The 13,526-nt window shown below is 66.6% G+C and carries 12 protein-coding genes; 9 read left to right on the top strand and 3 right to left on the bottom strand.

The features are described from left to right. Nucleotides 1-38: 38 nt before the first annotated feature. Both ACYQ07_RS10925 and ACYQ07_RS10920 read right to left on the bottom strand, forming a co-directional pair. Nucleotides 39-356, bottom strand: a complete 318-nt coding sequence (locus tag ACYQ07_RS10925; RefSeq protein ID WP_459881370.1) for an RPA12/RPB9/RPC11 RNA polymerase family protein — start codon at nt 354-356, stop codon at nt 39-41. A 628-nt stretch (nt 357-984) separates the two neighbouring features. Beyond that, entirely contained in the window at nt 985-1,683 is a 699-nt protein-coding gene (locus ACYQ07_RS10920; protein WP_459881367.1) for a DUF1028 domain-containing protein, read from the bottom strand. Between the two features lie 114 nt (nt 1,684-1,797). Here ACYQ07_RS10920 and ggt point away from each other — a divergent pair, with 114 nt between their 5' ends. The 7 genes from ggt (at nt 1,798) to ACYQ07_RS10885 (ending at nt 11,521) form a co-directional block, all read left to right on the top strand. Beyond that, entirely contained in the window at nt 1,798-3,432 is a 1,635-nt protein-coding gene (gene ggt, locus ACYQ07_RS10915; protein WP_459881364.1) for a gamma-glutamyltransferase, read from the top strand. Between the two features lie 96 nt (nt 3,433-3,528). After that, entirely contained in the window at nt 3,529-5,169 is a 1,641-nt protein-coding gene (locus tag ACYQ07_RS10910) for a GTPBP1 family GTP-binding protein (RefSeq protein ID WP_459881361.1), read from the top strand. Nucleotides 5,170-5,338: 169 nt separating this feature from the next. Then, on the top strand, nt 5,339-6,982 hold the full coding sequence (locus ACYQ07_RS10905) for an ABC transporter substrate-binding protein (RefSeq protein ID WP_459881358.1): 1,644 nt from the start codon (nt 5,339-5,341) through the stop codon (nt 6,980-6,982). Nucleotides 6,983-7,083: 101 nt separating this feature from the next. Next, a complete protein-coding gene (locus ACYQ07_RS10900; protein WP_459881355.1) occupies nt 7,084-8,136 on the top strand; it encodes an ABC transporter permease in 1,053 nt (350 codons plus the stop codon). Nucleotide 8,137: 1 nt separating this feature from the next. Beyond that, nucleotides 8,138-9,127 (top strand): ABC transporter permease, encoded by a 990-nt coding sequence (locus ACYQ07_RS10895; protein ID WP_459881352.1) that lies wholly within the window; start codon nt 8,138-8,140, stop codon nt 9,125-9,127. A gap of 22 nt (nt 9,128-9,149) precedes the next feature. Further along, a complete protein-coding gene (locus tag ACYQ07_RS10890; protein WP_459881349.1) occupies nt 9,150-10,220 on the top strand; it encodes an ABC transporter ATP-binding protein in 1,071 nt (356 codons plus the stop codon). Beyond that, nucleotides 10,217-11,521 carry an ABC transporter ATP-binding protein gene (locus tag ACYQ07_RS10885; RefSeq protein ID WP_459881346.1) on the top strand — a complete coding sequence of 435 codons (1,305 nt, stop codon included), beginning with the start codon at nt 10,217-10,219 and terminating at the stop codon, nt 11,519-11,521. Before ACYQ07_RS10890 ends, ACYQ07_RS10885 begins: the two co-directional genes overlap by 4 nt. A gap of 100 nt (nt 11,522-11,621) precedes the next feature. On the opposite strand, the gene ACYQ07_RS10880 is transcribed toward ACYQ07_RS10885, so the two are convergent. Continuing rightward, a complete protein-coding gene (locus ACYQ07_RS10880) occupies nt 11,622-12,104 on the bottom strand; it encodes a DUF7974 family protein (RefSeq protein WP_459881343.1) in 483 nt (160 codons plus the stop codon). 157 nt (nt 12,105-12,261) lie between these two features. Here ACYQ07_RS10880 and ACYQ07_RS10875 point away from each other — a divergent pair, with 157 nt between their 5' ends. After that, nucleotides 12,262-12,831, top strand: coding sequence for a magnesium transporter (locus tag ACYQ07_RS10875; RefSeq protein WP_459881340.1), 570 nt, complete (start codon nt 12,262-12,264; stop codon nt 12,829-12,831). After that, entirely contained in the window at nt 12,831-13,421 is a 591-nt protein-coding gene (locus ACYQ07_RS10870) for a magnesium transporter (RefSeq protein WP_459881337.1), read from the top strand. The genes ACYQ07_RS10875 and ACYQ07_RS10870 overlap by 1 nt, the downstream gene beginning before the upstream one ends. Nucleotides 13,422-13,526: the final 105 nt, after the last annotated feature.

The raw sequence follows: 13,526 nt of genomic DNA, 5'->3' as shown, positions 1-13,526 counted from the left end.
CCGTGCGTCGGTGAAACGGGCGGGCGCGAGATGTGCCGTCAGGACTCGCGCCACTTGCGGCCACACTCCACGCAGGTGAACAGCCGAACCTCGTAGGACCCGCCCGGCTTCGGCATCATCTCGTAGTCGGCCCGGTCGCCGTCGCAGTCGTCCGCCGGACAGGGCTCCTGCATCGTCTCGGTGGCGTCTTGGGTCGTATCGGCCACGGCAGGGGCCCCGTCATCCCGCTGCCCCTCCCGCGTCGCCATCGCCGCTTCCGCCTGCGAGTCCCGCGGCTCCACGTTCTCACAGGCGCGACAGACCCACCGTTCGTCCTCCGTGTGCATCATCGACCCACACGCGTCGCAGAATTGCATTATACGTGGGGCTACGGACGTGCCGGATATAGGTTTTAAATATATTCTCGACTGAAACAGCCGGTCAGTAGGAGCTGCTTATTGAGCGAGATCGGGAATAAGTATTGCAGTTCGCCGCCGGCGACGTGTCATATAAACGGTCGAGAGAGGGTGTGGCGTTCCTCTGATAAACAGACATGCGGTGCGGTGGCGCGCCCGGCGAGCGCCCCACTGGGCGCTCGTCGGCGCGCGAGGGAGTCGTCGCCGGAGGCGACGACGAGGCTGGGGAGGCGTGAGGTGCGGTCGCTGTGCGGTGCGGGGCGGGACTCAAAGGGGCAGCCGGCTCCGGGACGACGGGCGACGTAAGCACTCAAAAGGGCGAGCCGTGCGAGCCCTTTTGAGCGCGCAGCGAGCCCCTCGACCGGAGCCGGCTGGGGCTTTTGAAGGCGGTCTCCGTCACCGAATCATCAGCAACTCACCGAACAAACACGCCTTATAAAGAGAAACCAACCCCACCAACGCCTCGCTTATAAACGCCACCTCCACCCACGTGCAACACCCACTCCCGTGGTCACTCACAATCCGCTACGTCCCGCCGGTGAAGATGCCGTGAGCGTTCCTCACCAAGCTTGCCCACAACGGGGCGATCTCACCGAAACACGCGCTCCTTGGAGTCCTCGCTGAAGCCGTCGGTCGCCTCGTAGGCGGCCTCGTACACGCGCCGGAGCTCGACGACGGGGTCGTCCTCGCAGTGGTCGACGCGGAGGTCGTGGTACGGCGTCACCGTCGGCGCGTGAACGAGGACCGCCGCGGAGCTGTGGCCGCGCTTGTCGCCGCCGGCCTCGATGCCGGCAGCGAGCGCGTCGAGCAGGCGGGGGACGACGCCGGCGTCGGGCGCGTCAGGGTCCGGCCCGCCAGCACCCGCTCCCTCCCCGGGCTCGCTTTCGAGGAACGCCTCCGCGACCGCGGTGAGGGTGGCGGGGCCGACGAGCATGTTCCCGGCGACGGTGACGCCCTCGTCGGGGTACGTCTCGTGGCCGGACCAGCCCTCGGTGTTCTCGCCCGTGTGCACGAACACGCCCGTGTCGTCCACGCCGTGAAGCTGGCGGAGGTCGCTGTGGGCGTCGCGTTCGAGCACGCCGGAGAGCGCCTGTTCGACCGGCACGGCATCAAGGAGGTCGACGCCGCGACGGCCGAGCCGGACGTTGACGAACGCCTGGGTGCTCACGACGCCGCGCTCGCCGATACACGGCGCGAGCGCGCCGACCGCGGGCGCGTCGGTCGTGACGGCCGTCGCGAAAACGGGACCGTCCTCGGTCTCCTCACGAACGCAGATGGAGAACGTCATGGTGAGAGGTGCGGACGCCGGGCGAATAATCCTCACACCGGAACTATTCGGGGAGCCACCGACACCGAACTATTTCGGTGGGGTTCTTAGTGGGACGCCCCCGCAAGCGAGCGTATGGAACCAGACCTCGACCGGTTCAACTCGCGTCGATCCACCGTCTACGGATCGCGCGGCGTCGTCTCGACCAGCCAGCCGCTCGCCAGCGAGGCGGGCATCGAGATCATGCGGCAGGGCGGCAACGCCTTCGACGCCGCGGTGGCGACCGCCGCCGCGCTCAACGTCGTCGAGCCCACCTCCACGGGACTGGGCGGCGACGTGTTCGCCCTCTACAAAACGGCCGACGGCGAGGTCGGCGCGATGCGCGCCTGTGGCGGCGCGCCGGCGGACGCCACCCTCGAAAACGTCCGCGAAGCGGTCGCCGCGGACGACGAGACGGACGCCGAGGACCCCGCAGACGCGGAGATGCCGGCGACGGGCGCTCAGGCCGTCACCGTCCCCGGAACCGCCCGCGGGTGGGAGGCGACCGCCGAGCGCTTCGGGACCCTCGGGCTCGGCGACCTGCTCCAGCCCGCGATCCGGTACGCGACCGAGGGCTTCCCCGTCTCGGAGGTCGTCGCCGCCCAGTGGGAGCACGGCGAGGAGCTGTTCGAGAGCGACCACGCCCGCGAGGCGTTCCTCTTTGACGGCGAATCCCCCGACGTTGGCCAGTACGTCACGCTGCCGAAGCTCGGCGCGTCGATGGAGACGATCGCCGAGGAGGGCGCCGACGTGGTGTACGAGGGCGAGATCGCCGAGCAGATCGCGGCGGAGGTGCAGTCGGAGGGCGGCTTCCTCACCGTCGAGGACCTGGCCGACTTCGAGGTCGAGTGGCCCGAGCCCGTCTCCACGACGTACAACGGCGCCGAGGTGTACGAGCTCCCGCCGAACAACCAGGGGCTCATCGCGCTGGAGGCACTCAACGTCGCCGAGAAGCTTGGCGCCGGCGAGTACGACTACGACACCGCCGAGCGCGTCCACTACTTCGCCGAGGCGATGAAGGTCGCCTTCCACGACGGCCACCGCTACATCACCGACCCCGAGTACGAGGAGGTTCCGCCCCTCGCATCCGAGGAGTGGGCCGAAACGCGCGCCGCCGAGGTGGGCGAGGAGGCGAACCACGACGTGAGCTTCGGCGTGCCGAACGCGGCCGTCGCCGAGGACGCCGACACCGTACTCCTCACCGTCGCGGACGACGAGGGGAACGTCGTCTCCTACATCAACTCCCGGTTCGCCGGATTCGGCTCCGGGCTGGTCGCCGGCGACACCGGCATCGCGCTCCAGAACCGCGGCTCGTCGTTCTCGCTCGACGCTGACCACCCGAACGTCATCGAGCCGGGCAAGCGCCCGTTCCACACGCTGATCCCCGGGCTCGTCGAGTTCGACGAGGACGACTGGGCCGCCTTCGGCGTGATGGGCGGCTACATGCAGCCGCAGGGGCACGTGCAGGTGATCTCCAACATCGTCGACTACGGGATGCCGCTCCAGCGCGCGCTCGACGAGCCGCGCTGGCGCTACCGCGAGGACGGCGAGCTCGCCTTGGAACCGCAGTTCGACGACGACGTGGCCGCCAAACTCGTCCGGAAGGGCCACGACGTGCGCACCCTCTCGCCCGGACTGTTCGGCGGCGCGCAGATCGCCCGGAAGGACGCCGAGGGCGTCCTCTCGGGAGCGACGGAGCCGCGAAAAGACGGGAACGCGCAGGGGTACTGACCCGATCGCCGAACGTGGGCGAGGCGCCGCAACCTCGTGCGTGGGTGTACCAAACCCACGGAAACCGTTAACAAGCGTCGTCGCCTACGCTCTTCTATGAGCGCCGACCGGTCCGCCCTCCGGCGGGCCATCGACCACGGCGAGCGCGACGGCGGCTCCATCGAGTTCAAAGAGCGACTCACCCGCGAGGTACACCTCTCGGAGGGTCGTATGGAGTCGCTCGTGGCCCAACTCCGGCATCGCGTGCTCTCCGGGGACGGCGAGGCCACCTACGTGCTCGGCGTCACCGACGACGGCGGGCTCGCGGGCATCTCTCCCCGTGCGTTCTCGGAGACGATGGACGTGCTCTCGCTGTTGGCTGAGGAGGCAGACGCCCACATCGCCGACGTCGAGACGTGGAGCGCGGGCTCGGCCGGAAACGGCGACGACGAGGGGCTCGTCGGACTCGCCACGATTCGGGAGGGCGGCATGTTCGAGGCCGACGACGACCACCTCGTGGTGGGGACGGCGGGCCACGTCGACCACGGGAAGTCCACGCTCGTCGGCACGCTCGTCACGGGCAAGGCCGACGACGGACAGGGAAGCACGCGCAGCTTCCTCGACGTACAGCCACACGAGGTCGAGCGCGGCCTCTCCGCGGACCTCTCGTACGCTGTCTACGGGTTCCGGGAGGACGAGGAGGGGTCACCGGACCCCGATGACGCGGTGCGGATGGACAACCCCCACCGCAAGACGGACCGCGCATCGGTCGTCGAGGAGGCCGACCGGCTCGTCTCGTTCGTCGACACGGTGGGCCACGAGCCGTGGCTCCGCACGACGATTCGGGGGTTGGTGGGCCAGAAGCTCGACTACGGGCTCGTCGCCGTGGCGGCCGACGACGGTCCGACGAAGACCACTCGGGAACACCTCGGGATCCTGCTGGCGACGGAGCTGCCGACGCTCGTCGTGCTCACCAAGACGGACGCCGTGACCGACGAGCGACTCGCCGCGGCCGAACGCGAGGTGGAGTCGATGCTCCGGGACGCGAACCAGACGCCGCTGCTCGTCGAGCGCCACGGCGTCGACACGGCGGTCGCCGAGGTCGGCGACGGCGTGGTGCCCGTCCTGCGAACCAGCGCGGTGACGACCGAGGGGATCGACGACCTCGACCGGCTGTTCGCCGCGCTCCCCAAGCGCGCGACGCCCGAACGGGAGACGTTCCGCATGTACGTCGACCGGAGCTACCGGGTGACCGGGGTGGGCGCAGTTGCCTCGGGGACGGTCACCTCCGGCACCGTCGAGGCCGGCAACGAGCTCCTGCTCGGTCCCATGCCGGACGGCTCCTTCCGCGAGGTGGAGGTGCGCTCCATCGAGATGCACTACCACCGGGTGGACAAGGCGACCGCCGGCCGCATCGTCGGCATCGCGCTGAAGGGCGTCGAGGAGGCGGAGATCGAGCGCGGCATGGCGCTGTTGCCGCGGGACGCCGACCCGCAGGCCGTCCGGGAGTTCGAGGCCGAGGTGATGGTGCTCAACCACCCGACTCGGATCCGGGAGGGGTACGAGCCCGTCGTCCACCTAGAGACGCTCTCGGAGGCCGCCGAGTTTCGGCCGGCTGGGGGGCAGCTCCTCCCGGGAGACACCGGCCGCGTGACGGTCCGGTTCAAGTTTCGGCCGTACCTCGTCGAGGAGGGACAGCGGTTCGTCTTCCGCGAGGGCGGCTCGAAGGGGGTCGGAACGGTCGTCGATGTTGAGTGAGACGCGACGAACATGCCGGAGAACGCCGGCGAGGGGGAGGGACCCAGTGGAAACGATCGTCAGGCTTAGTTCGAAGAATCCCAGCGTTTTCTCGAAATGCGCGGATCGTTCGAGGTGGTTCCCGTAACTTTGGACAAGATTTATAAACTGATGCTCAAAAGCACCGTCCATGTCACGCGACAGTGATCCCCGTTCACGACTCACACGCAGACAGGCGATAGCTCGCGGAGCCGCAGTTTCCGTGCCGTTGCTGCTGGCAGGCTGTGCCGACGATGACCCGTCGGAAGAACTTCCGGGCGAAAACGGTGAGGAGGACCCCAGCGGCGATGACGACATCGTCGATCAGCTCAACATCACCCAACAGGTGGCGCCGATCGAGTGGGACCCGATCATCCTGAACGACGCGTACTCGGAACAGATCATTCACACGGTGTACGACGGTCTCTACGAGTACGACGTGCAGACGCTCGATCCGCAGCCGAAGATCGCGGCCGCCGAACCTGAAATCGAGCGCGACGGCGAGCGGTTCATCGTCCCGCTCCGGGAGGAACCCGAGTTCCACGACGGGACGCCGGTAACGGCCGAGGACGTCGTGCACACGTACTTGGCCCCGGTCGAGGAGCAGACCGACAACATGCCCGACGTCGACATGATCGAGTCGGCGGAGGCGATAGACGAGCACACCGTCCAGTTCGACCTCGAGTTCCCGTACGGCGCGTTCGCCGAGATGACGTTGGCCCGACACGTCGTCAACGCCGAAGCACGTCAGTCGGACCCCGAAGCGTACAACACGGAGAACCCGATCGGCTCCGGTCCCTACCAGTTCGATGACGCCGTCGTCGGTGAGTTCGCGGACGTCACGCGATGGGACGACTACTGGGATGAGCCGAGCGAGATCCCCTCGATCCGGTGGGAGCCCGCCGAGGACGACGCGGGCCGCGTCTCGCGGATCCTCGCACAGGAGACCGACGTGATGGAGGGCATTCCGCCGGCTGACTGGGAGCAGATCGAAAACGAGGACGGGATCCGCGTCGAGTCCACGCCGGACACCGGCGTGTTCTACATGGCGTTCAACACGAACGAAGGCCCGACCACGGATCCCGACGTCCGCCGTGCGGTCGCCCACTGCCACTCCATCGGCGCGTTCGTCGACGACGTCATCGGCGAGGCCGGACAGCACATCAACTATCCGGTCGCGCCGACGATCGCCGACGAGTGGGACTTCCCGGTCGACGAGTGGAACGACATGGCGTACGAGTTCGACCCCGACCTCGCACAGGAGCTGCTCGACGGCTCCGACGCGATCGAGGAGGGTGAGGAGCTCCACTTCATCTCCCCGCCGGACGACCTCCGTCAGCAGTGGTGTGAGCTGGCCGCCGACCGGCTCAACGAGATCGGGTACGGCGGGACGGTCGAGCGCCTCGACTGGGACACGTTCACCAACACGTACGACACCGGGGACGCAGACGATTACAACGCCTACACGCTCGGGTGGACCGGCGGTGCGGATCCGGACACGTACTTCTACAACCTGCTCCATCGTGACAGCGAGGGCGTCAATCAGGGCCACTTCTACGACAGCGACGAGTTCCACGAGAAGATCCAAGAAGCGCGACGAACTGTCGACTTCGAGACCCGTCGCCAGAACTATATCGACGTGACGGAGGAGCTCCTCGAAGAGTGCGTCTGGATCCCCGGTTGGAACACGCTGAGCGCGATCGCGATCAACGAGAGTCGCGTCGACGGCGTGCTCCCTGACACGAGCACGTCCACGACCCCGCGCGTGGACCTGCCATCGGTCTCGCTACAGTAACGCCGGGCTCACACCCTTCGACCGACTCGCCGTTCGATCCACTGCGATCGTTCACACGAATCGGGCGGACATCACTGATAACCATCGTCAACGACTAATCAATGGGACTACTCCGATACACACTCAACCGCGTGCTACAGTCGATCCCCGTCATGTTCGGGATCGCCGTTATCACGTTTCTGCTCGTCAACGCGATGCCGGGGGATCCGGTGGATCTCATGCTTGCCGAGCAGGAAGCGAGCCCGGAACTGATCGCGGCCATCGAGGCGCGGTACGGGCTCGACGAACCGCTACACATCCAGTTTCTGAACTACATCGGGGCGTCGTGGATCCTCGGAGCCGTCGGGGTCCCCGGATTCGCCGGGAGCCCGCCGGGACTGCTACAGGGTGACCTCGGATTCAGCATGTACTACGAACGCCCGGTGTCGGGCCTCATGATCGATCGGCTGCCGCCGACGCTGCTGCTTATGGCCTCCGCGTTCGCGTTCGCGATCGTGACGGCCGTTCCGCTCGGCGTGCTCGCGGCGAAACGCCGGAACAAGCCGGCCGACCACGTTTCGCGGGTCGTCGCGTTGATCGGCGTGTCGACGCCGTCGTTCTGGATCGGGATCATGTTGATCATCCTCTTTTCGGTCCAACTGGGATGGTTACCCTCCGGCAGGCTCGTGTATCCATGGCGTGACCCGTCACACTACGGGCTCGGCTCACAGCTCGAGTTGTACTACCAGACGGTCAGACACCTGATCCTCCCGATGATCGCGCTCGGGACGCTGCAGATGGCGACCATCATGCGGGTCGAGCGGAGTTCGATGATCGAATCGCTCCAGAAGGAGTACGTCAAGCTCGCCCGCGCGTACGGCGTCTCCGAACGGAAGATCGTTCGAAAGCACGCGTTCCGGCCGTCCCAGCTTCCCGTCATCACGCTCATCGGTCTCAATCTGACGAGCGCCATCGGGGGTGCCGTCCTCATCGAGACCGTGTTCTCGATCAACGGGATGGGACGGCTCCTGATCCAGGCGATCCAGACGCACGACTACCAACTCACGCTCGGGACGACCGTCGTGATCGGGTTCGTGTTCGTCATCGGCGTCATCATCACGGACATCTCGTACGCGTACGTGGATCCCCGCGTGTCCTACGGGGAGGAGAGCTAACATGGCTATCGGCGAACAACAGACACAGGAAGACGAGGGAGGTGGCGACGAGTTCGAGGCGAGCGTCGGCTGGCGTCACACGTTCGGGAAGATCATGGAGGACGCGACGGCCCGCTTCGGGCTGTACGTGATCGCGGTGGTGGCCACCATCGCGGTCGTGACGACGGTCGACGCGAACCTCTCACGGCTCTCGTTCGGACGCGTCGACGACTTCGCGCTCATCGATTCGGTGTGGTATCACCCCGAGCGACATCCGGATCCCGGAACGACGGAACGGCGGATGCCGCCGTTCTTCGTCGAGGGCGGGTCGCTCGAACATCCGCTGGGAACCGATCGGAACGGCCGTGATTACATCTCTCGGCTCGTCTACGGGACCCGGATCTCGTTTTTCGTCGGGATCATCGCGACGGGACTCGGGCTGGTCGGGGGGACGATAGTCGGTGCGGTCTCCGGCTACTACGGCGGATGGATCGACGACGTGCTGATGCGTGCCGTCGAGACGCTGTACGCCATCCCGCCGCTCGTGCTCGTCATCGTCTTTACGGTGTTCGTGAGCGGTGGTGACCCCGACATCACCTACGCCGTCTTCGGCGTGGGGATCGCCTTCATTCCGGTGTTCGCCCGACTGATACGGAGCCGGGTGCTCAGCGTCAGGGAGATGGACTACGTCGAGGCCGCCCGCGCGACGGGCGTGAAGGACAGAGACATCCTCCGGCGCCACGTGATCCCGAACAGCTTCGCGCCGGTGTTGGTGCTGGCGACGCTACAGATCGGCGTCACCATCCTCATCGTCGCGGGACTCTCGTTCCTCGGCTACGGCGCCCAGCCACCGACGCCGGACTGGGGCGAGATGCTGCGGATCTCACACCAGTACATGCACTCCAATCCGTGGATGAGCATCTGGCCCGGCATGGCGATCCTCATCACGATCATGGGGTTCAACCTCTTCGGCGACGGGCTACAGGACGCGCTCGACCCGCGAATCAAGTGATCTACTCCAGTCTTACCAACACATGTCAGACACGATTCTCAACGTTAGCGACCTGAAAACACAGTTCTACACGGAACGGGGCGTCGTTCGCGCCGTCGACGGCGTCTCCTTCGACGTGAAACAGGGGGAGATCGTCGGGCTCGTCGGCGAGTCCGGCGCCGGAAAGAGCGTAACGACCTCCAGCATTATGCGGCTCGTCGAGGAGCCCGGCGAGGTCGTCGGCGGGGAAGTGACGTACGGCGACCGGACGCTCGTCGGGTTCGAGGACACCGGCGAGGAGCTCGTCCCCCGCGACGAGATGCTCTCGGACGCCGAGATGCGCCGGGAGATCCGGGGCAACGAGATCGCCATCATCTTCCAAGATCCGATGGAGAGTCTCAACCCCGTCTACACCGTCGGCGGACAGGTCAGGGAGTTCATCGAACTCAACCGCGACATCGACGGGAAGGAGGCCAAAGCGGAGGCGATCGAGATGCTTCGTCGCGTTGGGATCCCTGAGGCAGCCGACCGCTACGACGACTACCCACACGAGTTCTCCGGCGGCATGCGTCAACGCGTCCTGATCGCGATGGCGCTCGGCTGTCAACCGAACCTGATAATCGCCGACGAGCCGACGACCGCCCTCGACGTCACCGTCGAGGGACAGATACTCGAACTCGTCAACGAGCTCCAAGAGGAGTACGGAACGAGCTTCATCTGGGTTACCCACGACATGGGCGTCGTCGCCGAGATCTGTGACCGCGTCAACGTGATGTATCTCGGAGAGATCGTCGAACAGGGGCCGATCGACGAGATCTTCTACGACACGAAACACCCCTACACGAAGGCGCTGTTGAACTCGATCCCTCGTCCCGACCGGACGGTCGAGGACCTCGAGCCGATCACGGGGACGATGCCGGGCGCGCGCAATCCGCCGTCGGGCTGTCGGTTCCATCCGCGCTGTCCCGACGCGCGGGAGCCGTGTCGGGAGGTCGCGCCGGCGTTCACGTCAGTGGGGGACGCGGACGCCGAGTCGCACCGCGCCGCCTGCCTCAAACACGAGGACATCGGATACTGGGAGAGCGAGCCGCTGGAGACGGAGGGCGAGCAATGAGCGTGCTCGACCGGCTCGACGAGGTCGAGATGGGCGAGACGATACTGGAGATCGACGGGCTGACCAAACACTTCCAGTCGGACTCCGGCTTCCTCGCCGGGCTGTTCGGTTCGGACTCCGTCGAAGCGGTCGACGACGTCTCGTTCGACCTCCGGAAGGGGGAGACGCTCGCGCTCGTCGGCGAGAGTGGCTGCGGGAAGAGCACGCTCGCGCGCACGATCCTCCAGCTCATCGAGCCCACCGCCGGCAGCGCGTCATTCAAGGGCGTCGACCTCACCGAGCACTCCCAGCGGGAGATCCGTCCCCTCCGCCGGGATATGCAGATGATCTTTCAGGACCCGCAGTCCTCGCTCAACCCGCGGATGAAGGTGGGACAGATCATCGAGGAGCCGATGGAGGCCCACGACATGTACACGGTCGAGGAGCGGCGCGAGCGCGCCAAGGAGCTGCTGGACCGCGTCGAGCTCGACCGCGAGTACTACAACCGCTATCCCCACGAGTTCTCCGGCGGCCAGCGACAGCGCATCAACCTCGCGCGGGCGATGGCGACGGACCCGGACCTCATCGTCTGTGACGAGCCGGTGTCCGCGCTGGACGTCTCCGTGCAGGCACAGGTGCTCAACACGATGCGAAAGCTCCAGGACGAGTACGGCTACACCTACCTCGTCATCTCACACGACCTCTCGGTCGTCCGCTACATCGCCGACCGGGTGGCCGTGATGTACCTCGGCCACATCGCGGAGCTGGCCGGGAAGGAGGAGCTGTTCGAGAACCCCAAACACCCGTACACGCAGGCGCTGCTCGACGCCATCCCGATCCCGGACCCGCGGAGCCGCGACGCACGCGGAACGCTGGAGGGTGACGTGCCGAGCCCCATCGACCCGCCGAGCGGCTGCCGGTTCCGGACGCGATGTCCACAGCTGATCGCTCCCAACGAGTACGACCTCGATGCCGAGGGGTGGGACCGGGTGCTCGCGTTCACGCGGGCGATCCAGCGCCGGACGTTCGCCCCGGACTACCCGGACGACGACGCCGGCCTCTCCGTCGGGCGCATCGACGAGACGGTCGACGCGGAGTACTTCCCCGACGGCCGTCCCGACGGTGCCGCCGGGGACGTCGTCGACGAAGTCAGTCGACTGGTTGCCGACCGCGAGTGGGACGACGCACAGGAACTCGTCACGGAGCGGTTCGAGGAACAGTCCGTCTGTGCAACCGACAAGCCGCACTATACGGTGCCGTCCGAGTACGGCGAGGGCGGGCACTTCGTGGGCTGCCACCTCCACCGCGACGACGCGGTGTGACATCCCTCGACGGCTACAGCCGTGGGATCGCTCCGTGATTTTCGCAGGCCGCAGCGCCCCGAAACGGGCCGTGACCGTCCGGAGACCGACGAGGCGTCCGTCAGCGGACCCGGATCGTCGTCGTCGCCGTCTTTTTCGGGTCGGTTCCGAGAAACGCCGTGATCTCGTGGTCTCCACGGTCGAGGACGTCGTAGGTCGTCCGGGCGGCGTCGTGGCGCACCCGGCCGTTCCACTCCCGCTCGTACGTCCGGCTCTCGCCGGCGCGTAGCGCGAGCGTTCGGCTCCCGTCGGGCTCGTAGGTCCGCTCGTCGGCGCCCTCAAGGAAGCCGTCGACCGTCCACCCCCAGATGCGCTGCCCGGCGATGGGAACCTCGATGGGGACCGGCAGCCGGTTCGTGACCGTCACCCGGATCTCGATCCGGTCGCCCGGCGCGTACGCCGCACGGTCGGTCTCAACGTCGATGGCGACCGCACGGCGTGCGAGCGCGTTCGGGACCAACTTGTCGAGTCCCCGGGAGAACACCGACGGGTCGTAGTCCTCACCGAGCGGGTCCACGTCCCGTTGTCCTCTTGATGGGTCCATCGACTCGTGTCGTGTGAGTCGCCGGCGACTGTTGAGTGTTGCGGGGTCACGAGCCGAACGCCACGGAATCCGTCGGATAGTGGCGAGTCCTCGCACGGCGGACGCCCATATCTCATCGTCTCGGTAGTTTTAACATCGAACTCTCCGACCACAGCACATGACCTTCCGCGAGGGGTTCTGGTCCATCTATCGGGAGGCGCTGCCGATCCTGTTAGTGGCGCTCGCCGGCGGCCTGTTCGCCGGACTCGTATTGGAGGAGCTGATCGAGAGCGTCGAGCGGTTCCCCGGGCTACTCGTGATGGTGCCGGTGTTCCTCGCGACACGCGGAAACGTGTACGGGGCGCTCGGCGGGCGGATCTCCAGCGGGCTCCACCAGGGGCTGATCGAGCCACGGTTCGAGAGACAGGAGCGGCTGGTTAATGCCGTTATCGCCTCATTCGTCAACGGAATCGGCATCTCGATCGTGATCGGGATCATCTCGTGGATCGCGCTCATCGCGCTCGGTCGCGACGCCGCGCCGATGTACGAGCTCGTGGCGATCATGCTGGTCGCCGGCGTGCTCACCTCCGTCGTGCTCATCTTCGGGCTGCTGTTGCTCATTTTCTTAGGCTACAAGCGCGGCTACGACCCCGACAATCTCGTCGGTCCCATCGTCACCACGCTGGGTGACATCTTCGGGATGGTGTTCCTGCTGTTCGCCGTGCTCGTCGTGGAGGTGACCTTCTGATGGTCGTCCCCGGCGGCAGCGGGTCGCTCGGCTCGTGGGACGCGAAGTCTATCGTCACCAACATGTTCCCCCTGCTGGTCGTGCTCTGTGCGATCGTCCTCTGGGCAGGCATTACGCTGGAGGACGCCGAGGAGATGTTGGAGCAGTACGGCCTGCTGGCGGTGATGGTGCCGACGATGGTGGACATGGGCGGGAACCTCGGCGCCATCCTCTCCTCGCGGCTCACCACGCGGCTCCACCTCGGGACCACGAAGTTCGACCCGCGCGACCGCGTGCTCTGGGCGAACGTCGCCGCCGTCTTCGCGCTCGCCGCCACCGTCTTCACCGCGCTGGCGCTCGGCGCGTGGGGTATCGGGCAGGCGACGGGCGCCGTGCTCAGCCTCGGCGACCTGCTCGTCATCTCGCTTACCAGCGGGCTCGCCGTCGCGGCCATCGCCGTCGTCTTCTCGTTTGCGGCGACGTACGGCTCCTACCGGCTCGGCATCGACCCCGACGACACCACCATCCCCATCGTCACCAACATGGTCGACGTGTTCGGGATGGTGATCTTCATCGGCGTCTCGGCGTGGGTGCTCGACTTCCCGATCTGACCCACAGTCCGGACTGAGCCGGACGGCGGCCGCCGGCGACCCGCCCCTCCTGAGTCGGGTGCCACACCTACCCATGACAATCCTTATGAGCGGAGCGGAGCATTT

The sequence above is a fragment of the Halorubrum gandharaense genome (genome assembly GCF_054654575.1).
Note: the sequence above shows the minus strand (reverse complement) of the source record. Positions and strands in the feature narration are given on the sequence as shown.

Bases quoted from the DNA above. Each gene is read 5' to 3' on its own strand.
- ACYQ07_RS10925 (WP_459881370.1), bottom strand. From the start codon at position 356: ATGCAATTCTGCGACGCGTGTGGGTCGATGATGCACACGGAGGACGAA.
- ACYQ07_RS10920 (WP_459881367.1), bottom strand. From the start codon at position 1,683: ATGACGTTCTCCATCTGCGTTCGTGAGGAGACCGAGGACGGTCCCGTT.
- ggt (WP_459881364.1), top strand. From the start codon at position 1,798: ATGGAACCAGACCTCGACCGGTTCAACTCGCGTCGATCCACCGTCTAC.
- ACYQ07_RS10910 (WP_459881361.1), top strand. From the start codon at position 3,529: ATGAGCGCCGACCGGTCCGCCCTCCGGCGGGCCATCGACCACGGCGAG.
- ACYQ07_RS10905 (WP_459881358.1), top strand. From the start codon at position 5,339: ATGTCACGCGACAGTGATCCCCGTTCACGACTCACACGCAGACAGGCG.
- ACYQ07_RS10900 (WP_459881355.1), top strand. From the start codon at position 7,084: ATGGGACTACTCCGATACACACTCAACCGCGTGCTACAGTCGATCCCC.
- ACYQ07_RS10895 (WP_459881352.1), top strand. From the start codon at position 8,138: ATGGCTATCGGCGAACAACAGACACAGGAAGACGAGGGAGGTGGCGAC.
- ACYQ07_RS10890 (WP_459881349.1), top strand. From the start codon at position 9,150: ATGTCAGACACGATTCTCAACGTTAGCGACCTGAAAACACAGTTCTAC.
- ACYQ07_RS10885 (WP_459881346.1), top strand. From the start codon at position 10,217: ATGAGCGTGCTCGACCGGCTCGACGAGGTCGAGATGGGCGAGACGATA.
- ACYQ07_RS10880 (WP_459881343.1), bottom strand. From the start codon at position 12,104: ATGGACCCATCAAGAGGACAACGGGACGTGGACCCGCTCGGTGAGGAC.
- ACYQ07_RS10875 (WP_459881340.1), top strand. From the start codon at position 12,262: ATGACCTTCCGCGAGGGGTTCTGGTCCATCTATCGGGAGGCGCTGCCG.
- ACYQ07_RS10870 (WP_459881337.1), top strand. From the start codon at position 12,831: ATGGTCGTCCCCGGCGGCAGCGGGTCGCTCGGCTCGTGGGACGCGAAG.